We start from the raw sequence: 18862 nt of genomic DNA, 5'->3' as shown, positions 1-18862 counted from the left end.
GATAAGATGGCCAAGATTACCCTGTCCAAACTGCGGCACAGCTACCTGTCCAACCCCAAATCCGACAGCGACTACGCGCTGAAGGAGATCGACCTCGACTGGAACGACGGCGGTGCCTATGCGCTGCTCGGCCCCTCCGGTTGTGGCAAATCCACCCTCTTGAACATCATTTCCGGTCTGCTGGTGCCTTCTGAGGGCCAGATCCTGTTTGATGGTCAGGACGTCACCAAACTGCCCCCCGACCTGCGCAATATCGCGCAGGTGTTCCAGTTCCCGGTGATCTACGACACCATGACCGTCTACGACAATCTGGCGTTTCCGCTGCGCAATCGCGGTCGGGACGAGGCCACCGTCGAACAGCGCGTCATGGCGATCGCCGAGATGCTGGAGGTCACCGAGATGCTGGGCCAAAAGGCCGCCGGCCTCAGCCCCGACAACAAGCAGAAGATCTCGATGGGCCGTGGCCTCGTGCGCGAGGACGTCAATGTGGTGATGTTCGACGAACCGCTCACCGTGATCGACCCGCATCTGAAATGGAAGCTGCGCTCCAAGCTCAAGGAACTGCACCAGCGCGTCAAGGCGACGATGATCTACGTCACCCACGACCAGACCGAGGCGCTGACCTTTGCCGATCAGGTGGTGGTGATGCAGCTGGGCGAAGTGGTGCAGATCGGCACGCCGGTCGAGCTGTTCGAACGTCCCGCACACACTTTCGTCGGCCATTTCATCGGCTCGCCGGGCATGAACATCATCCCCTGCTCCTACGATGGCAGCGCCAGGATCGAGGGCCAGCCCGTCGCCTTGGAAGGTCCCGTCCGCGGCACCCCCACCGGCCAGACCGAAATCGGCATCCGCCCGGAGTTTGTCTCGCTTTCCGACAGCGGCCTGCCCGCCACGGTCACCAAGGTTTCCGATGTGGGCCGCCACACGGTCGTCGAATGCGACTGCCTCGGCCACAAGGTGAACGCCGTGATCGAGGAAGGCGCCGCACCGCAAAAGGGCGACAGCACCCACCTCGCCTTCCGCCAAGACCAGACCCGGCTTTATGTCGACGGCTGGCTCGCCACAGACCCGGAGTAACAGCAAATGAAAACCGAAAACCAAAAAGCATGGTTCTTTGTGCTGCCGGTCCTGCTGCTGGTAGCCTTCAACGCCCTGATCCCGATGATGACCGTCGTCAACTACTCCGTGCAGGAGACCTTTGGCGACAACGTCTTCTTCTGGCAAGGACTGGACTGGTTCGAACAGATCCTGCGCTCGGACCGTTTCCACGCTGCCCTTGGGCGACAGTTCCTGTTCACCTTCCTGATCCTCATCATCGAAGTGCCGCTCGGTATCGCCATCGCCCTTTCGATGCCGCGCAAAGGCTTCTGGGTGCCGGTCTGCCTTGTGCTGATGGCACTGCCGATGCTGATCCCGTGGAACGTGGTCGGCGCGATGTGGAACATCTTTACCCTGCCCGACATCGGCCTTCTGGGGTACTTCCTGAACCACACGCTGGGCATCAACTACGACATGACGCAGGACCCGATTGCGGCCTGGGTGACCATCGTCACCATGGACGTCTGGCACTGGACCTCGCTTGTGGTGCTCCTGTCCTATGCTGGTCTCGTCTCAATCCCTGACGCCTATTATCAGGCGGCCAAGATCGACGGCGCGTCCAACTGGTCGGTGTTCCGCTATATCCAGCTGCCGAAGATGAAGACCGTCCTCACCATCGCCATCCTGTTGCGGTTCATGGACAGCTTCAACATCTACACCGAGCCGTTTGTCCTCACCGGCGGTGGCCCCGGCAACTCCACCACGCTCTTGTCGATCGACCTGGTGAAAATCGCGCTCGGGCAGTTCGACCTCGGCCCCGCCGCCGCGATGTCGCTCATCTACTTTGCAATCACGCTTCTGGTCAGCTGGCTGTTCTACACGCTGATGACCAAAGACGATCAGAACTAAGGGAGGGACCTGATATGCAGAAACGATCTATCGTCCCCATCGTCTATATCTTGTTCCTCATGCTGCCGATCTACTGGCTGGTGGCGATGAGCTTCAAGACAACCAATGAAATCCTCTCCGGCTTCTCGCTGTTTCCGCAGACCTTCACGCTGGAGAACTACAAGGTGATCTTCACCGATCCCAGCTGGTACTGGGGCTACATCAACTCGATCCTCTACGTGTCGATCAATACGGTGATCTCGGTCTGCGTGGCGCTGCCTGCGGCCTATGCCTTCTCGCGCTATCGCTTTCTGGGCGACAAGCAGCTGTTCTTCTGGCTGCTCACCAACCGGATGGCGCCCGCTGCGGTCTTTGCGCTGCCCTTCTTCCAGCTCTATTCCGCCGTCGGTCTCTTTGACACCCATCTCGCGGTGGCGCTGGCGCATTGCTTGTTCAATATTCCGCTGGCGGTCTGGATCCTCGAAGGTTTCATGGGCGGCGTGCCGAAAGAACTGGACGAGACGGCCTATGTGGACGGCTATTCCTTCCCGCGCTTCTTCGTGTCGATCTTCCTGCCCGCCATCAAGGCAGGCGTCGGCGTGGCGGCCTTCTTCTGCTTCATGTTCTCCTGGGTGGAACTCTTGCTGGCCAAGACCCTGACGGCAGTTGCGGCAAAACCCATCGCCGCCACCATGACCAAGACGGCCTCATCTGCAGGCTACGAGCTGGGCCTGCTGGCGGCAGCGGGCACCTTGACCATCATTCCGGGCGCGATCGTGATCTATTTCGTCCGCAACTACATCGCGAAGGGCTTCGCGATGGGGAGGGTTTGATATGCTGAGCTGGATGGCCTGGACCTGGCCCACCGCCCTTGTGTTCATCGGGATCTTCTCCGCCATCGGCGTGCTGATCCTGCTGGAAATCCGCACCCCCGGCGGCGATGCCCGCAAGGGTGTCCTCGGACTCACCACCACCCGGGGGGACCGATTGTTCATCACGCTGCTGGGCACCTCCTATATCTTCCTGGCCTGGCTGGGCCTGATCGGAACACCGCTCTGGATTCCGCTTGGTCTGGCGATCGCCTGGGGCATCTTCTGCTTCTGGAAGGTCTAGAGGGCTCGCGGGTCAAGGGGGCCGCAGGCCCCGCCCAACGGGCGGCTTGCCCTTGACGCGCCATTCCAAACACACTCAAGAACGGTCCTGAGGGCACACCTGCCCCTCAGGACCATCTCGGCAAACCCGCACCGCTTCGCCTCACACGCGCCCGGCGCGGTCCGGCCATCACCTCTACTGAGACGTAGAATCGGCGCGCGGAAGCGCACAATTTTACACCCCGGCGCCGCTCTGCCACGCATCTTCTAAAAAAATAGTTTTCGCAGGCGCCGAAATCCCCTAACCTGATCCCGATCATAACGCGATCTCCGCGGCTTCTCCCCGGTTGCGGCACCGCCAAAGCAAAGCTTGGACATTATGCGCAAGAAACAGGACCACTCTCTGCTGACCGAGGTCGAACTTGAGTTCATGACCGTGGTCTGGGATCTGGGTCAGGGTTCCGTGCGCGACATCCTTGCCGAGCTGAACAAGGTCCAAGAGCGCGCCTATACATCCGTCGCCACTGTTCTCAAGATCATGGAACAGAAGGGCTTTCTGACCAGTGAACGGGTCGACCGTTCGCTTGTCTATCGCCCGGCGATCCCAAAGGCGGATTATCAAAAAACATCGCTCAAGAACCTGTCGAGCAAACTCTTCAACGGCGCACCCGCTGCCCTCGTGGCCCGGCTCGTCGATGACGAGGACATCACCGATGACATGCTCGTTGAAATGCGTGCCTTGCTGAACGAAAGGCTGGGGGACAATGAAAGCTGATGCGCTTCTGAACGCTTATATCGACCTCAATCTGCTGGTATGCGCCGGCGCGCTGCTGTGGCTCGTCGCGCGGGCCGGATTGCGGCGCACCTCCCTGGCGACTGTCTATGGCCCGCAATTGCGATTGCTGAACGGCATGACCGTGCTGCTGGCCGTCATGCCCGGCCTCGTGCTGGTGCTCAACGCCAGCGGGCTGGGGCATCCGCCCACCCTCTCCGATGTTCTGGTCTCGCAGTATCTTCAAGGCAACGTGAGCATGTCCGCCTCCCGCTTTGAAACCCTGATCGGCCTGCGCGAGGATCTGATCCGCACCCTCAGCGCCGGCAGCGCGATCTGGAGCCAGATCGCGGTGGTTGCGCTGGTCAGCGGCACGTTGATCTCCGGCGCGCTGCTGGTCCGGGCCGTGATGCGCCTGCGCCGCGCCCTGGCCTCCGCCTACCACTGGAAACGCATCGGCCGGGTCGAGCTGCTGCTCAGCGACCACACCGCGGTGGCCTATTCCACCCGGGGCCTGCGCCGGCTCTATGTGGTGCTGCCCACCGCCCTGCTGAACGACCCGCTTGATCTGCGCCTGACCCTGGCGCATGAGCTGCAGCATTTCCGCCAACGCGATGTCGAGACCGCCTTTTTGATGGAATGCCTGCGGCCGCTGCTGTTCTGGAACCCGGCCTTTTACCTCTGGCGCCGCGACATGCGTGCAGTGCGCGAATTCGCCTGCGACCAGGCCCTCAGCGCCCGGTCCCGCTTTGATCTGCGCAGCTATTGCGAATGCCTGATCCGCTCCACCGAACGGGCGCGCAAGACCCCGATCTACCTCAGCCCCCGCAGCCCCTCGGTGGCGCTGCTGCAACGGCGCGAGATCCATAGCGCCCCGATCCTTGCCCGCCGCATCATCGCGGTCACCGAACAGCGCCCCGATGGGCCCCAGCATCTGGTCTGGACCGGCGTCGCCGCCGCCATCGCCTGCGCCGTGATCGCCACCGCCTTCCTGATCCAGCGCCCCGGGGACTGGAGCCACGACCGCATCATGCTGTCGACCATCGTGAACCTGGAACGCATGGCCCATCGCAGCGCCGCGCAAACCACGGTTTCGGCGCTCAATGGCGGCTTTGTCACCTCCTCGGACTGACCCGCAACAGCGCTCAGGATTTCTCAACCGCACGCGCCAAACGTTTTGCTCCGGACGGTCTTCCTCGCTATGAACCGGTCGAGGAGATCTGCGACATGAAGCTTCAGCCCATCGATATTTCGAAAACCGCCTCTGCCGCGTCGATCGTGTTCGACGCGCTGCGCAAGGCCATCATCGAAGGCGAGCTGGAAGAGGGAACCCCCCTGCGGCAGGATGAAATCGCGCGTTTGTTCAACACCAGCCGCATCCCCGTGCGCGAGGCGATTTCTCGGCTGGAGGAAAAGGGGCTGGTGACCTCGCAGCGGTTCAAGGGCGCGGTGGTTGCCGGCCTGCATCTGGACGAGCTGCGCGAGATCTTCGAATACCGCGCCCTGATCGAACCCGAGGTGATCCGCCGCGCCGTGCCAAACATGGATGCAAGCACGCTCGAAGAGGCGAAGTCCTTCTTTCAGGGATTGAATACCACCCAGGACCCGCTGGCCTGGGGGGATCTGAACCGCAGCTTTCATGAACGCCTCTATCGCGCCTCGGGCCTGCCCTACCACGAGGACGCGATTGCCAAGGCGATGGACCGGGTGGATCGCTACCTGCGGGCCGCGCTGGTCCGGTCCGGCAATGTCGCCAGATCCAACGCGGAACATCTGGCGATCTGGCAGGCCTGCGCCGCCGGCGAGGCGGATCAGGCGGCGGAACTGACCCGCGACCACATCATGCAATCCTGCGCCGGACTGGTCCGCAACATGACGGGTCAGGACTAGCCGACTAGAGCTCGTTGGCCCAGGGCGGATTGGCCCCGGCCCGCGCCACCGTGATGGCCGCCACCCGCGCCCCATGCGCCAGGGCCAGCTTCAGCGCGTCGGGCGCAAGCTGGCGCAGCGCCTCCTTGGTCAGCAGCCCCTGTTCGTCCAGACGTGCCATGACACCGGCGTTGAACGTATCCCCGGCCCCGACCGTATCCACCACCTCTGCCGGCTCGGCGGCGACCTCGACGGTCTCGCCGCCCGACAGCACACCGATGGCTCCCTCGGCGCCTTTGGTGACCAGCACCACCGCCGGTCCAAGCGCTTGCAAGGCGTGGGCCTGCGGCAGGAGGCCATCATGCTCCGGCAGGATCCAGGCCAGGTCCTCATCCGAGACCTTGACCATATCCGCTCGCGCCAGCATGGCCATCAACCGCGCCCGATAGCGCTGCTCATCCGGCGCAAACCCCGGCCGGATATTGGGGTCCATCACCACCGCACGGCTGCCGCCGTCCCGCTCCAGGAGCGTTGCGTAGGTGTCCGCACAGGGTTCGCAGGCCAGGCTGATGCCGCCAAAGAACAGGGCCCCCACATCCGACTGCACCACCGGCAGCGCCGCAGCAGCGATCATGCGCCCAGCCGTGTTTTCGTCATAGAAGGCGTATTTTGCATGGCCGTTTTCCAGCTTCACAAACGCCAGCGTCGTCGGCAGGTCAGAGCGGATCAGATACTGCGTTTCCACCCCGCTCTGCCCCAAGGCCGCATCAAGCTGCGCACCAAACAGATCGGTCGACACCCCACTGAGGAGCGCCGTTGACCGCCCCAGCCGCCCCAGCGCAATGGCGGTATTGAACACCGCCCCGCCCGAATGGGGCACAAAAGCCTCCTGGCCATCCAGAGTTTTGTTGGGGATCATGTCGATCAGCGCTTCACCGCAGCAAAGGATCATGGCGTCGTCCTGTCATTCCTGTTTCACGGTGCTGCCAAACGGCCAGCCACCCGGGCACGGTCGCTACCTTAGCGCGCCGCTGATGGGGGCGCTAACATTTTTCAACTTCTCTGACAAATTATTCCTGCATCCGCCCCGGCCCAGGACGACGCTGCCAGGACGGCGCGGACCAGTGACGCCCTGCCGCAGGTGACAGCATGACGCGCGACATGGGCGCGCAAAGCCACATCCGGGATATTGCTTTTTAGGGGTCATAGGATAGCTGTTGCCCCAAGCCCTAGCCGAGGAGGCTCCCATGCTGGATGGTATATCCGCAGAAACGCTCGCCCGTGTCCAATTTGCCTTTACGGTATCGTTCCACATCATCTTTCCGGCCTTCTCGATCGGTCTGGCCAGCTTCCTTGCGGTGCTGAATGCGCTCTGGCTCAGGACCCGGGACACCACCTATCTGACCCTGTTCAACTACTGGAAAAAGATCTTTGCCGTGGCCTTTGGCATGGGCGTGGTCTCCGGCATCGTGATGTCCTATCAGTTCGGCACCAACTGGTCGGTGTTTTCCGACAAGGCCGGCCCCGTCATCGGGCCGTTGATGGCCTATGAGGTGCTTTCGGCCTTCTTCCTGGAGGCGGGCTTTCTCGGGATCATGCTGTTTGGCCGTGATCGGGTGGGTGACAAGCTGCATATGTTTGCAACCGGCATGGTCGCCTTCGGGACGCTGATGTCGGCGACCTGGATCCTCTCGGTGAACAGCTGGATGCAGACCCCTGCGGGCTATTCCATCGCCGCCAACGGCCAGTTCATCCCGGAGGACTGGTGGCAGATCGTGTTCAACCCCTCCTTCCCCTACCGGCTGGTGCATATGGTGCTGGCGGCCTTCCTGACCACGGCCTTTGTGGTCGGCGCGGTCGGCGCGCTGCACCTGTTGCGGGATCGCGACGACCGCGAGGCGCGGCGGATGTTCTCCATGGCGATGTGGATGGCGCTGATCGTGACGCCGATCCAGATCTTCGCCGGCGATGCCCATGGCCTCAACACGCTGGAGCATCAACCGGTCAAGGTGATGGCGATGGAAGGCCATTATGACAGCCACCCCGAGGGCGCCCCCCTGATCCTGTTCGGCATTCCGAACCCGGCAGAAAAGCGCATCGACTATGCCCTCGAAATCCCCAAGCTGTCGTCACTGATCCTGAAACATGACCTGAACGCGCCGCTGGACGGGCTCGACACCGTGCCCGACACCGAAGAACCGCCGGTCCCGATCGTCTTTTTCAGCTTTCGGGTGATGGTCGGCCTCGGCTTTGCGATGCTGGCCGTGGGACTGTGGAGCGGCGTCGCGCGGCTGCGGGGGCGGCTCTATACGGCGCCCTGGCTGCACCGCGCCTGCCTGCTGATGGGGCCAACCGGGTTCATCGCCGTGCTGGCGGGCTGGATCACCACCGAAGTCGGGCGCCAGCCCTACACGGTCTATGGGCTGCTGCGCACCTCCGACAGCCTTGCCCCGGTCGCGGCCCCCGCGGTGGCCACATCGCTGATTGCCTTTGTGGTGGTCTACTTCTTCGTCTTTGGCGCCGGCACCGCCTACATCCTGGCGATGATGAACAAACGGCCCGCCACCCCGCGCCTGGGGCTGCGGGATGCGCCGGTGCGCGCCGCCGGTCTGGTGCCCCCCGGCAAACTCGATGCCCTGTCCCCCAAGACCCCGAACTGAGGACGCACATCATGGAATTCGATCTCGCATTCATCTGGGCCGGCCTCATCGCCTTTGCCGTTCTCACCTATGTGATCCTCGACGGGTTTGATCTCGGGCTCGGCATCCTGTTCCCCTTTGCCAAATCGCATGCGGAGCGCGATCTGATGATGAACTCCGTCGCGCCGGTCTGGGATGGCAATGAAACCTGGCTGGTGCTGGGCGGCGGCGGGTTGTTTGCGGTGTTTCCGCTGGCCTATGCCGTCGTCATGCCCGCCCTCTACATGCCGATCATGGTGATGCTGCTGGCGCTGGTGTTTCGCGGCGTCTCCTTCGAATACCGCTGGCGGGCGCAAAAGCTCAAATGGGTCTGGGACCTCGCCTTTTCCGGCGGCTCGCTGGTGGCCGCGCTTTGTCAGGGCATCGCCCTGGGCGCGCTGGTGCAGGGGATCAAGATCGAGGACCGCGCCTATGCCGGGGGCTGGTTCGACTGGCTCAGCCCGTTCTCGCTCCTCTGCGGTCTGGCGGTGGCGGTCGGCTATGCGCTGCTGGGCGCCTGCTGGCTGATCATGAAGACCGAAGGCGGCATTTGTGACCACATGCGCCGCCTCGCCCGGCCCCTCGCCGTTGCCACCCTGGCCTTGATCGGCGTGGTGAGCCTGTGGACGCCGTTCCTCGACCCGGTCTATTTCTCGCGCTGGTTCAACCTGCCCGGCAGCCTCTGGAGTTTCTGCGTCCCGGCACTGATGGCGGCGCTTGTGTGGTTGCTGTTCTCCGGCCTGCGCGGTGGCGCCGACCGGCAGCCGTTCTTTGCCGCGCTTGGCATATTCGTGACCTGCTTTGTCGGCCTCGGCATCAGCTTCTATCCGATGATGGTGCCCCCGAGCCTCAGCATCTGGGCCGCCGCCGCCCCCGACAAGAGCCTGTCCTTCACGCTGGTCGGGGCGCTGATCCTGCTGCCGCTGATCCTGAGCTATACCGCCTATGCCTATTGGGTGTTTCGCGGCAAAATGGATCCCAACGAAGGCTATCACTGATGCGACGCTGGCTCTGGTTCATCGGCCTGTGGTGTGCGAGCGTCCTGGTGCTGGGCATCGTGGCCATGATCATCCGCTGGGCGATCGTGCCCTAGCGCGCCGCAGGTCCCGTCAATCCAACACAATTTCCGCGACCGCATGTCCGCGTCACCTTGCATTGGCGCCGGGGATATGCCCCCTATAGTTGTGCGCACCCCACGCGACCGCAAAATCGCCAACGCGGGAGATTGACGCGACGGCAGGCCATCATGCCAGAGCGGCGCATCCATCAGCGAGAACCTGCGCACTGCAAGCCTCTCTCGCCATTTTATGCTTATTTAACGCTTCCCAGTCTTTCGGGCCTGATGCAGGGTATTGGATACAATAACCAAGCAAAGAGGGAGTCCCATGACCTACCGTTCGATTCTGATACCCGCCCTGTTGTCGGGAACCATGCTCACCAGCGCCCATGCCGCCGATGTGCCGGCGGATGCCAATCTCGCCGCGGACCAGACCTTCACCTATCGGGTGCTGGACGAGTTTTCCTCGTTTGATCCGCAGGTGGTCGAGGGCGTGGTCGGCTCCGAGGTGGTGCGCGATCTCTTTGAGGGGCTCTACAATCAGGATGCGGACGGCAACAACGTCCCCGGCGTCGCGCTGAGCCATGAGGTCAGCGAAGACAACATGACCTACACGTTCAAACTGCGCGACACTGCCAAATGGTCGGACGGCAAACCGGTGACCGCAGGTGATTTTGTCTACGCCTGGCAGCGCGCCGTCGATCCGGAGCTGGCCTCGCCCTATGCCTGGTACATGGAACTGATGTCGATCCAGAACGCATCTGCCATCATCGCCGGCGAAAAACCGATCACCGATCTGGGCGTGTCGGCTCCGGACGATCAGACGCTGGTTGTGCAGCTGAGCCAGCCGCTGCCGTATTTCGACAAGATGGTCACCCACGCCACCACCTTTCCGGCCCCGAAATGGGCGATCGACGAACATGGTAAATCCTGGACCCGGCCTGAAAACATGGTGTCCAACGGCGCTTACGTCCTGACGGAACATGTGCTGAAGGAACGCTCCGTGCGCGAGCGCAACCCGATGTACTGGGACAACGACAAGACCGTGATCGACAAGGTCGTGACCCTCAATATCGGTGACGAGGCGCAGGGCCTGACCCGCTACCGCGCCGGTGAGGTCGACAAGACCGAGATCCCCGCAGGTCAGTATCCGACCCTGAAGGAAGAGTTCCCGGACGAGGCCTATGCCCTGCCCCGCCTGTGCAACTACTATTTCACCTTCAACGTCGAAAGCGGCCCGGAGGCGTTCAAGGACGCCCGCGTCCGCCAGGCGCTCTCCTATGCGATCGACCGCAGCGTGATCACCGATGCGGTGCTGCAGGGCGGCCAGTTCCCGGCCTTCACCTTCACCCCCGGCGCGACCGCCGACTTCGAGGTGCCCGAAGTGCCCTATGCCACCATGACCCAGGCCGAGCGCGACGCCAAGGCCAAGGAGCTGCTGGCCGAAGCAGGCTATGGTCCGGACGGTGAGAAACTCGCCTTCAACTACCTCTACAACACGTCGGAATCGCACCAGCAGGTGGCCATCGTCGCCTCGCAGATGTGGAAGCAGAAACTCGGCATCGACGTGACCCTGGAAAACCAGGAATGGAAAGTGTTCCTGGAAACCCGCGGCAACCAGAACTTCGACATGGCGCGCGGTGCTTGGTGTGGCGACTACAACGAGGCTTCGACCTTCCTCGACCTGCTGACCACGCCCTCGGGCTATAACGACGGCAAATACTCTAACGAGAAGGTCGACGCCCTGATGACCGAGGCAAAATCCTCGCAGGACACCACGCCGCTCTATGCCGAGGTCGAAAAGATCCTCGCCGACGAGATGCCGGTGGTGCCGGTCTATCACTACTCGACGAACATCATGCTCAGCAGCAACATCAAGGGCTGGCCGATCCATAACGTCGAGCAGAACTGGTACTCCAAGGACCTCTACAAGGTTGCCGAGTAACCCCTTCTGAAACATCAACAACCCATCGCCCCGGTCGCCTCCGTGCAGCCGGGGCGTGATGAGGCAGTCATATGTTGAACTACACCCTGCGCCGCCTGTTCACGGTGGTGCCGACGCTTCTGGTGCTGATCGTCTTTTCGTTCTACCTGATGCGCCTTGCCCCCGGCGGGCCCTTCACCTCTGAAAAGCCGCTGCCGCCCGCCGTCATGGCCAATGTTCTGGAGCGCTACGGCATGGACCAGCCGCTCTATGTGCAGCTCTGGACCTATATCAAGAACATCGTCCTCCATTTCGACTTCGGCCCCTCCTTCAGCCAGAAGGACCGCACGGTGAACGACGTGATCGCGGGCGGGTTCCCGGTCACGCTGACCTACGGGTTCTGGTCCGCGGTCTTTGTGCTGGTCTGCGGCATCCCGCTGGGGATCATCGCCGCCCTGCGTCACAACTCCTTCTGGGACTACGCGATGACCGGGCTGGCGATCTTTTCCCAGATCTTTCCCAACTTCGTGCTCGCGCCGCTGATGGTCCTGATGTTCACCCTCTGGTGGGGTCTGCTGCCCGGCGGTGGCTGGAACGGCGGCCAATGGGAATACATCATCATGCCTGCCGTGGCTTTGGGTACCTCCTACATGGCCGGGGTCGCGCGGTTGACCCGTGGCTCGTTTCTTGAAGTGATGAACTCCCCCTTCATCCGCACCGCCCGCGCCAAGGGGCTGCCGGAACGCACCATCATCATTCGCCACGCGCTGAAACCGGCGCTGCTGCCGACGCTGACCTACATGGGGCCGGTCTTTGTCTACATGATCACCGGATCGGTCTTCATTGACGTATTCTTTTCCACCGGCGGCATCGGGCAGGACTTCATCGACGGCGCCTACAGCCGCGACTACTCGATGCTGCTGGGGCTCGCGATCCTCTATTCCGTGCTGACCTTCACCCTGAACCTGTTGCTCGACCTCGCCTATGCCTGGATCGACCCGAAAGTGCGGAGCAAGCTGTGACCACTGCCAAGAAACAGATGAACTCTGCCGCCTATGCCGAGGCCGCAGCCGAGGAGATGATCGTCTCCCGCTCGTTCTGGGCCGATGCCCGGCGCCGGTTCCTGAAGAACCGCATGGCCGTCGGCTCCGTGGTGATGCTGGTGCTGCTGGTGCTCTTTGCCATCTTTGGCCATACCATCGCGCAATGGAATTACGAGGAAATCGACTGGAACGTCCTCGGCAAGATCAAGACCGAAGGCGGCCCGGCCCTGGCCAACGGCCATTTCTTCGGCGTCGACGAGCTGGGCCGCGACCTCTATGCCCGCGTCGTGCAGGGCAGCCGGACCTCGCTGCTGGTGGGCTTTCTCGCCGGCACCGCTTCGGTGATCCTCGGCTCCATCCTCGGCGCCACGGCAGGGTATTTCGGCGGCCGCACCGACCAGATCATCATGGGCGCCTACACCATCTGGCTGTCGATCCCCTACATCATCTTCTTCGTGGTCTGGCAGGCCTTCTTTGGCCGCTCGCTGACGCAGATGATCCTGGTGATCATCCTGGTGAACTGGACCGCCGGCCTGCTGATCGTGCGGGGTCAGGTGATGATGCTGAAGAACCGCGAATTCGTGGATGCGGCGCGGATGCTGGGGATGAGCGATTTTGCCATCATCTTCAAACACCTGATGCCCAATATCCTCTGGGTGATCGTGATCTACACCTCGATCGTCATCCCCGAGGTCATCATGATGGAAAGCCTCGTCTCCTTCCTCGGCGTCGGCATCCAGGAGCCCAATACCTCCTGGGGGGCGCTGATCTCCGAAGGGGCGCGCACCATGACCTTTGGCACGCTCTGGCAGCTCGCCTTCCCGGCGGCCTTCTTCGTGATCGCGCAGGTCTCTCTCTATTACATCGGCGACGGTCTCCGTGACGCCCTCGACCCGAAGGACCGCTGAGACATGAGCCTTCTGTCCGTAAACAATCTGAACATCCGCTTCCGCACCGGCGACGGTCACGTCCATGCCGTCAATGACGTCAGCTTCGACATCGCCAGAGGCCAGAAACTGGCCGTCGTGGGCGAGAGCGGCTCCGGCAAATCCCAGATCGCCATGTCGATCATGGGGCTGCTGGCCAACAACGCCGAGGCCACGGGCGAGATCCTCTACGAGGGTCAGAACCTGCTGACCCTGCCCAATGCGGCGCTGAACAGGATCCGCGCCAAGGACATCGGCATGATCTTCCAGGACCCGATGAGCTCGCTCAATCCCTACATGCGGATCGAGCGCCAGCTCGGCGAGGTGGTGGAACAGCACGAGGGCCTCTCGCGCCGCGATGCGCGCAAACGCGTGCTGGAGGTGATGGAGGCGGTGCAGATCCCCGATGCCAAAAACCGCCTGACCGCCTATCCGCACGAGTTTTCGGGCGGCATGCGGCAGCGGATCGTCATCGCCATGGCGCTGATCTGCAAACCCAGGCTGATCCTTGCGGATGAGCCGACAACCGCGCTCGATGTCACCGTGCAGGCGCAGATCATGGCGCTTCTGGACGAGATCCAGCGCGATCTGGGCACTGCGGTGATGCTGATCACCCATGACCTCGGCGTGGTGGCGGGGTTCTGCGAGGATACGCTGGTGCTCTACGGAGGCCGGGTGATGGAGGCCGCGCCGACGCTCGACCTGTTCGATGCGCCCGGGCATCCCTACACCCGTGGCCTGCTCAGGGCGGTGCCGAACATTCACGAGGCCACCGGCGCGCTGGCGGCCATTCCCGGCAGCCCGCCGAACCAGACCCGCCCGCCGTCCGCCTGCCCCTTCGCCCCCCGCTGCGGCGATGCGGTGGACGCCTGCCACCAGACCCTGCCCCCGCTGGAGGGGCGCAGCCGGAAACGCGCCTGCATCCGCCCCGTGGAGGAGCTGACATGACCCAGACCCCGATCCTTTCTGTTGACGACCTGCGGGTCACCTTCGCCATCAACCAGGGCAAGAAATGGCCCTGGTCACCGGCAAACAGCCTGCATGCGGTGAATGGCGTCAGCTTCGATCTGCATCGCGGCCAGACGCTCGGCATCGTGGGCGAGTCGGGCTGTGGCAAATCCACCCTGATCCGCGCCATCGCCGGGCTTGTCGCGCCCTCGGGCGGCACTGTCCGGCTGGACGGCACGGTGGTGGACTACCAGAACCGGGCCAGCCTCCAGGACCTGCGCAAGCGGATGCAGATGATCTTTCAGGACCCGATCGCATCCCTGAACCCGCGCATGACCATCCGCGACATCGTCTCCGAACCGCTGGCCTATTTCCGCCCGGAATTTTCCGCCCAGGAGCGCAAGCAGGCGACCCGAGACATCCTGGATCGGGTCGGCATCCCGGAGCGCAACTTCAACCGCTTCCCGCATGAGTTCTCCGGCGGCCAGTGTCAGCGGATCGGCATCGCCAGGGCGCTGGTCTCGGCGCCGCAGATCCTGCTCTGTGACGAGCCGGTCTCGGCGCTGGATGTGTCGATCCAGGCGCAGGTCATCAACCTCCTGAAGGATCTGCAAGCCGAGATGGGCCTGACCCTGATCTTTGTGGCGCATGATCTGGGCGTGGTGCGGCATATCTCGGATGATGTGCTGGTGCTCTATCTCGGCGGCGTGATGGAAAAGGCCCCGGCTGGCGAGGTCGTGGACCACCCGCGCCACCCCTACAGCCAGGCGCTGCTGTCGGCGGTGCCGGTGCCCGATCCGCGTGTCAAAACCACGCCGCAGGTGCTGGATGGCGATCTGCCCAGCCCGCTGGCGCTGCCGCAGGGCTGCCTGTTCCAGTCCCGCTGCCCCAAACGCATCGACGCCTGCCGCAGCACCCGCCCCGCCCTGAAAGGCACCGACAGCGCCCAGGTCGCCTGCTTGCTGGAAGAGGTCTGAGGCCACCGGCACAGTTCCCGGCCCAGCCCGCCGCACGATCACCGGTCCAGTCTTCGACACTGTCCCCGACTCTGTCAGCAGGTCCAGAACACTGGCCTCCGGTCCCGATCCGGAGGCCATTAAACTTTGCCCTATTTTGATCTCGGTATTTAACGTTTCTTTTCTGACCCTTTTGGCAGGTTTCCAGTTGATCCGCTGCCCTCTTCGCTCAAATCCCTGTTGGGGGCGCATTCAGTTGAAAGTGCCACGTTCATGCCCGCGACAGACCATTCCGACGCCCCCCAGAGCAACGATCCGGAGTCCTCGGACGTCACGACTCCGCACGGGTTTGACCCCGAAGATCTGGATCCCTGGGATCCCGACTTCATTCCCGAGGAGGAGGAAGAGGAAGAAGAGGAAGACGAGGATGAGGATGACGACGACGAGGACGGCGGCGGCCTGATCGAAAACGTCCTTGTCGGTCTGGGTCTTGGCGCGCAGGGCAACGGCAATGCCTATGGCGTGGGCAACGGGAATGGAAACGGCAACGGGCTGTATAAATTGCTGCTTGGTGGCGACACCGACGACAATCTGACCGGCTCTGGTGACGCGGATGCCGTAATGGGCGGGCGCGGCCATGACAGCGTCGATGGCGGCGATGGCAACGATACGCTGATGGGGGACACGGACGGCAACACCGGCCAGGATGCCACCCCGCTGGTGCTGAACATCGACAACCTGGTCAGCCAGACCTACAGCGGCAATCATGCGGTGGCCGGGGATTCCGCAGTCTATCGCGATGTCGCCTTTCTCGACGACGGCACCTCGGTCTGGGGCCGCCTTGTGCTGGTCAGTTCCTCCGACCCCTACATGAGCATCGACCTCTCCGGGGAGCGAGGGGCCGAAATCACGATGGATGGATACGGCACCGGCGACACCGCCGAATTCCGGCTGGAGTTCTTTGACCCCACCACCGGCGAGGCGCTCGAGCTGAACTCCACCGCCACCTTCAACGATCTCGACCAGAACTACGACGCCTGGGACGTCGAAGCGGTCACGCTGGACGCGGATGATTTCAACGCCTTTGGCACCTCCTCCGACAGCTCGCTGAACGTGACCCAGGATGGCAGCACCGTGCGCGCCGCCGGCACCGAAGCCAATAATCCCGATGACGAGGACGCCTGGTTCTCGGCCGAATTCGACGGGCGCAGCTCGATCAATTTCACGCTGGAAGCCCGCAACACGCCCTCCGGTTTCACGCTCTCGGGCGATCTGATCGAAGATGCGGTCTACACGCCGATCGACGCGGGCAACGACACCCTGCTGGGCGGTCTCGGCTCCGATGTGATCTTTGGCGAAGGCGGCAACGACCTGCTGGACGGCGGCGAAGGCGACGACAGCATAGATGGTGGCGAGGGGGACGACATCCTGACCGGCGGCCTCGGCGCCGACACGCTGATCGGCGGGCTGGGCGGCGACACCATGTCCGGCGGCGATGGGGATGACCTCATCGACGGCGGCGAAGGCGATGACAGCCTGTCGACCGGCCTCGGCAACGACACGCTTCTGGGCGGCGAAGGCAATGATACGCTGCACAACTCCGCCGGCGATGACAGTCTCGTCGGCGGCGTCGGCGACGACAGCATCGTGGCCACCGAAGGCAATGACACGCTGGAGGGCGACGAGGGCAACGACACCATGTATGCCGGCGTCGACGACGACAGCATGGACGGCGGCGACGGCGATGACAGCATGTTCGGCGAGGACGGACATGACGAGATGTATGGCGGCGCCGGCGCCGATTACATGGAAGGCGGCAGCGGCAATGACACCATCGACGGCGGCGATGATGCGGATACCATTTCCGGCGGCGACGGCGACGACCTCATCTATGGCGGCGGCGGCAATGACAGCCTGACCACCGGCATCGGCAACGATACCCTCTTCGGCGGCGATGGCGACGACACCCTGCGCAACTCTTCCGGCGATGACAGCCTTGTCGGCGGCACCGGCAACGACAGCATCGTCGCCACCGACGGCAATGACACGCTGGAGGGCGGCACCGGCAACGATACCATGTACGGCGGCAATGACGACGACCTCCTGGTCGGCGGCAGCGGCGCGGACGAGATGTATGGTGAGGCGGATGCCGACACCTTCCGGATCGAGGACAACTTCGGCAATGACACCGTCGTGGGGGGCGAGGCCGGCAATGACCTCGACGTGGTCGATCTCTCCTACATGACCGGCCCGGTCACGGTGACCTATACCGGAGACGAATCCGGCTTTATCACCGACGGGACCGATACCATCCAGTTCTCCGAGATCGAGCAGCTGGTGCTGACGGATCAGGACGACGTGGTCGATGCCCGCAATGACAGGTTCGGTGTCGACATCGACGCGGGCGACGGCGACGACACGCTGCAAGGCGGCCAGGGCGATGACCGCTTTACCGGCGGGCTGGGCGATGACGAGATCGCCCTGACGGCGTCAGGCGGCACCGATACCATCACCGATTTCGACCTCAACGACGACGACACCGACGGGTTCTACAACGACCAGCTCGATGTGTCGGAGCTGACCGGCGGCTCCGGGGCCGATGGCGCGGTGCAGACCATCGACGTGACCACCTCGGATGACGGGTTCGGCAATGCGCTGCTGACCTTCCCCGACGGTGAACAACTGGTGCTGGAAGGGGTGGACCCGAGCCAGATGACCACCCATGCGCAGCTGTTTGCCGCCGGCATCCCCTGCTACACGCCGGGGGCGCTGATCCAGACCGCACACGGGGTCAAACCCGTGGAACAGATCCGCGTCGGGGACCTGATACAGACCGCGGACAACGGCCTTCAGCCGGTTGTCTGGACCGGGCGGCGCCTGTTGTCGCGCATGGATCTGCTGCGCCAGCCGCATTTGCGCCCCGTCCTGCTGCGCCCGGGCGGGCTGGTCGGCACGCAACGCCCGCTGCGGGTCTCGCCCCAGCATCGCTTCGTGCTGCCCGCAGCCGCCCAAGCGGCCCCCCCGGAGGCCTTTGCCCGTGCCCGCCTGTTGCAGGACATGGATCCGGATCACGTGCAGGTCGACAACAGCTTGCGGCCCACCTGCTACATCCACCTGCTGACCGAAGATCACCAGGTCATCTTTGCCGACGGATGCGCCAGCGAAACCTTCTGGCCCGGCCCCGAAGCCCTGCGCAGCCTGTCTTCGCAGGATCGCCGAGAACTCTTCGACCTGTTTCCGGAGCTGCTGCCCGCCCTTGCCAGCCGCGGTGCCCCCGGGCGCAAAATCGTCACGCAGGGGTACGGTGACCTGGCCCGCACGGACCTGCGGCGCAAGGATGTGAAACACCGCTTCCCGCTGCCTGCGGATCAGGCCCGCCGCAGCGCCTGACCCGAGTGCTCTCAGAAGGGATGCGCCAAATCGTAGACCTCGCCATATCGCGCCAGATCCGCCGCGATCTCGGCGGCATCCGGTGAGGTCCAGTTTGCGCCGTCAATCATCCCTTCGCGGACCAGATCCGCGCGCAACCCCTCGAAGTCCAGCTCCGACAGGGCCCAGGGGATCACGTTCGGCGCATCCAGGCGGCAATACATGCGCGTGACCTGCGACGTGCCGCGCAGCCGCACGCCGCTAAAGCTCCGGAGCTGGTTTTCAAACACCGGATGCATG

The 18862-nt window shown here is 63.3% G+C and carries 18 protein-coding genes; 16 read left to right on the top strand and 2 right to left on the bottom strand.

What is annotated here, in order from left to right:
- Positions 1–6 precede the first annotated feature (6 nt).
- From MHM88_RS13955 to MHM88_RS13925, 7 genes are all read left to right on the top strand, one after another.
- Positions 7–1080: an ABC transporter ATP-binding protein gene (locus tag MHM88_RS13955; RefSeq protein ID WP_239366229.1), complete on the top strand. Its 1074-nt coding sequence runs from the start codon at positions 7–9 to the stop codon at positions 1078–1080.
- Between the two features lie 6 nt (positions 1081–1086).
- Positions 1087–1950 carry a carbohydrate ABC transporter permease gene (locus MHM88_RS13950; RefSeq protein ID WP_239323236.1) on the top strand — a complete coding sequence of 288 codons (864 nt, stop codon included), beginning with the start codon at positions 1087–1089 and terminating at the stop codon, positions 1948–1950.
- A gap of 14 nt (positions 1951–1964) precedes the next feature.
- A complete protein-coding gene (locus MHM88_RS13945; RefSeq protein ID WP_239323237.1) occupies positions 1965–2762 on the top strand; it encodes a carbohydrate ABC transporter permease in 798 nt (265 codons plus the stop codon).
- Between the two features lies 1 nt (position 2763).
- Positions 2764–3042 carry a DUF2160 domain-containing protein gene (locus MHM88_RS13940; RefSeq protein WP_239323238.1) on the top strand — a complete coding sequence of 93 codons (279 nt, stop codon included), beginning with the start codon at positions 2764–2766 and terminating at the stop codon, positions 3040–3042.
- 357 nt (positions 3043–3399) lie between these two features.
- The gene (locus tag MHM88_RS13935) at positions 3400–3795 is read left to right on the top strand and encodes a BlaI/MecI/CopY family transcriptional regulator (protein ID WP_239323239.1); all 396 of its coding nucleotides are present in this window, start codon (positions 3400–3402) and stop codon (positions 3793–3795) included.
- Entirely contained in the window at positions 3785–4924 is a 1140-nt protein-coding gene (locus MHM88_RS13930; protein WP_239366214.1) for a M56 family metallopeptidase, read from the top strand. The genes MHM88_RS13935 and MHM88_RS13930 overlap by 11 nt, the downstream gene beginning before the upstream one ends.
- A gap of 95 nt (positions 4925–5019) precedes the next feature.
- Entirely contained in the window at positions 5020–5682 is a 663-nt protein-coding gene (locus MHM88_RS13925) for a GntR family transcriptional regulator (RefSeq protein WP_239323241.1), read from the top strand.
- A gap of 4 nt (positions 5683–5686) precedes the next feature.
- Here MHM88_RS13925 and MHM88_RS13920 read toward each other — a convergent pair whose 3' ends face one another.
- Positions 5687–6613: a carbohydrate kinase gene (locus MHM88_RS13920; RefSeq protein ID WP_239366212.1), complete on the bottom strand. Its 927-nt coding sequence runs from the start codon at positions 6611–6613 to the stop codon at positions 5687–5689.
- Between the two features lie 295 nt (positions 6614–6908).
- Here MHM88_RS13920 and MHM88_RS13915 point away from each other — a divergent pair, with 295 nt between their 5' ends.
- The 9 genes from MHM88_RS13915 to MHM88_RS13875 all read left to right on the top strand — a co-directional run bounded on the left by MHM88_RS13915 (position 6909) and on the right by MHM88_RS13875 (position 18583).
- Positions 6909–8321, top strand: a complete 1413-nt coding sequence (locus tag MHM88_RS13915; protein ID WP_239366210.1) for a cytochrome ubiquinol oxidase subunit I — start codon at positions 6909–6911, stop codon at positions 8319–8321.
- Between the two features lie 11 nt (positions 8322–8332).
- The gene (gene cydB / locus MHM88_RS13910) at positions 8333–9337 is read left to right on the top strand and encodes a cytochrome d ubiquinol oxidase subunit II (protein ID WP_239366208.1); all 1005 of its coding nucleotides are present in this window, start codon (positions 8333–8335) and stop codon (positions 9335–9337) included.
- Positions 9337–9432, top strand: coding sequence for a DUF2474 domain-containing protein (locus MHM88_RS13905; RefSeq protein WP_239323245.1), 96 nt, complete (start codon positions 9337–9339; stop codon positions 9430–9432). The genes cydB and MHM88_RS13905 overlap by 1 nt, the downstream gene beginning before the upstream one ends.
- A 292-nt stretch (positions 9433–9724) precedes the next feature.
- Positions 9725–11341 carry a peptide ABC transporter substrate-binding protein gene (locus MHM88_RS13900; protein ID WP_239366206.1) on the top strand — a complete coding sequence of 539 codons (1617 nt, stop codon included), beginning with the start codon at positions 9725–9727 and terminating at the stop codon, positions 11339–11341.
- Positions 11342–11412: 71 nt separating this feature from the next.
- On the top strand, positions 11413–12342 hold the full coding sequence (locus MHM88_RS13895; RefSeq protein ID WP_239366204.1) for an ABC transporter permease subunit: 930 nt from the start codon (positions 11413–11415) through the stop codon (positions 12340–12342).
- Complete coding sequence (locus MHM88_RS13890) at positions 12339–13271, top strand: ABC transporter permease subunit (RefSeq protein ID WP_239366202.1); 933 nt, start codon at positions 12339–12341, stop codon at positions 13269–13271. Before MHM88_RS13895 ends, MHM88_RS13890 begins: the two co-directional genes overlap by 4 nt.
- 3 nt (positions 13272–13274) lie before the next feature.
- Positions 13275–14237 carry an ABC transporter ATP-binding protein gene (locus tag MHM88_RS13885; RefSeq protein ID WP_239366200.1) on the top strand — a complete coding sequence of 321 codons (963 nt, stop codon included), beginning with the start codon at positions 13275–13277 and terminating at the stop codon, positions 14235–14237.
- The gene (locus MHM88_RS13880) at positions 14234–15214 is read left to right on the top strand and encodes an ABC transporter ATP-binding protein (protein WP_239323250.1); all 981 of its coding nucleotides are present in this window, start codon (positions 14234–14236) and stop codon (positions 15212–15214) included. The genes MHM88_RS13885 and MHM88_RS13880 overlap by 4 nt, the downstream gene beginning before the upstream one ends.
- A 252-nt stretch (positions 15215–15466) precedes the next feature.
- Positions 15467–18583, top strand: a complete 3117-nt coding sequence (locus tag MHM88_RS13875; RefSeq protein ID WP_239366188.1) for a Hint domain-containing protein — start codon at positions 15467–15469, stop codon at positions 18581–18583.
- A gap of 11 nt (positions 18584–18594) precedes the next feature.
- Here MHM88_RS13875 and MHM88_RS13870 read toward each other — a convergent pair whose 3' ends face one another.
- Positions 18595–18861 carry a hypothetical protein gene (locus tag MHM88_RS13870; RefSeq protein WP_239366186.1) on the bottom strand — a complete coding sequence of 89 codons (267 nt, stop codon included), beginning with the start codon at positions 18859–18861 and terminating at the stop codon, positions 18595–18597.
- Position 18862: the final 1 nt, after the last annotated feature.

Origin of the sequence: Epibacterium sp. MM17-32 (assembly GCF_022348205.1) — a bacterium.
In the GTDB taxonomy this organism is placed as follows: domain Bacteria; phylum Pseudomonadota; class Alphaproteobacteria; order Rhodobacterales; family Rhodobacteraceae; genus Epibacterium.
Note: the sequence above shows the minus strand (reverse complement) of the source record. Positions and strands in the feature narration are given on the sequence as shown.

What these genes read in the sequence shown, in the direction of transcription:
- MHM88_RS13905 (WP_239323245.1), top strand. Translation starts at nt 9,337, where the DNA reads ATGCGACGCTGGCTCTGGTTCATCGGCCTGTGGTGTGCGAGCGTCCTG.
- MHM88_RS13870 (WP_239366186.1), bottom strand. Translation starts at nt 18,861, where the DNA reads ATGCATCCGGTGTTTGAAAACCAGCTCCGGAGCTTTAGCGGCGTGCGG.
- MHM88_RS13940 (WP_239323238.1), top strand. Translation starts at nt 2,764, where the DNA reads ATGCTGAGCTGGATGGCCTGGACCTGGCCCACCGCCCTTGTGTTCATC.
- MHM88_RS13955 (WP_239366229.1), top strand. Translation starts at nt 7, where the DNA reads ATGGCCAAGATTACCCTGTCCAAACTGCGGCACAGCTACCTGTCCAAC.
- MHM88_RS13895 (WP_239366204.1), top strand. Translation starts at nt 11,413, where the DNA reads ATGTTGAACTACACCCTGCGCCGCCTGTTCACGGTGGTGCCGACGCTT.
- MHM88_RS13875 (WP_239366188.1), top strand. Translation starts at nt 15,467, where the DNA reads ATGCCCGCGACAGACCATTCCGACGCCCCCCAGAGCAACGATCCGGAG.
- MHM88_RS13920 (WP_239366212.1), bottom strand. Translation starts at nt 6,613, where the DNA reads ATGATCCTTTGCTGCGGTGAAGCGCTGATCGACATGATCCCCAACAAA.
- cydB (WP_239366208.1), top strand. Translation starts at nt 8,333, where the DNA reads ATGGAATTCGATCTCGCATTCATCTGGGCCGGCCTCATCGCCTTTGCC.
- MHM88_RS13950 (WP_239323236.1), top strand. Translation starts at nt 1,087, where the DNA reads ATGAAAACCGAAAACCAAAAAGCATGGTTCTTTGTGCTGCCGGTCCTG.
- MHM88_RS13945 (WP_239323237.1), top strand. Translation starts at nt 1,965, where the DNA reads ATGCAGAAACGATCTATCGTCCCCATCGTCTATATCTTGTTCCTCATG.
- MHM88_RS13900 (WP_239366206.1), top strand. Translation starts at nt 9,725, where the DNA reads ATGACCTACCGTTCGATTCTGATACCCGCCCTGTTGTCGGGAACCATG.
- MHM88_RS13925 (WP_239323241.1), top strand. Translation starts at nt 5,020, where the DNA reads ATGAAGCTTCAGCCCATCGATATTTCGAAAACCGCCTCTGCCGCGTCG.
- MHM88_RS13915 (WP_239366210.1), top strand. Translation starts at nt 6,909, where the DNA reads ATGCTGGATGGTATATCCGCAGAAACGCTCGCCCGTGTCCAATTTGCC.
- MHM88_RS13930 (WP_239366214.1), top strand. Translation starts at nt 3,785, where the DNA reads ATGAAAGCTGATGCGCTTCTGAACGCTTATATCGACCTCAATCTGCTG.
- MHM88_RS13880 (WP_239323250.1), top strand. Translation starts at nt 14,234, where the DNA reads ATGACCCAGACCCCGATCCTTTCTGTTGACGACCTGCGGGTCACCTTC.
- MHM88_RS13935 (WP_239323239.1), top strand. Translation starts at nt 3,400, where the DNA reads ATGCGCAAGAAACAGGACCACTCTCTGCTGACCGAGGTCGAACTTGAG.
- MHM88_RS13885 (WP_239366200.1), top strand. Translation starts at nt 13,275, where the DNA reads ATGAGCCTTCTGTCCGTAAACAATCTGAACATCCGCTTCCGCACCGGC.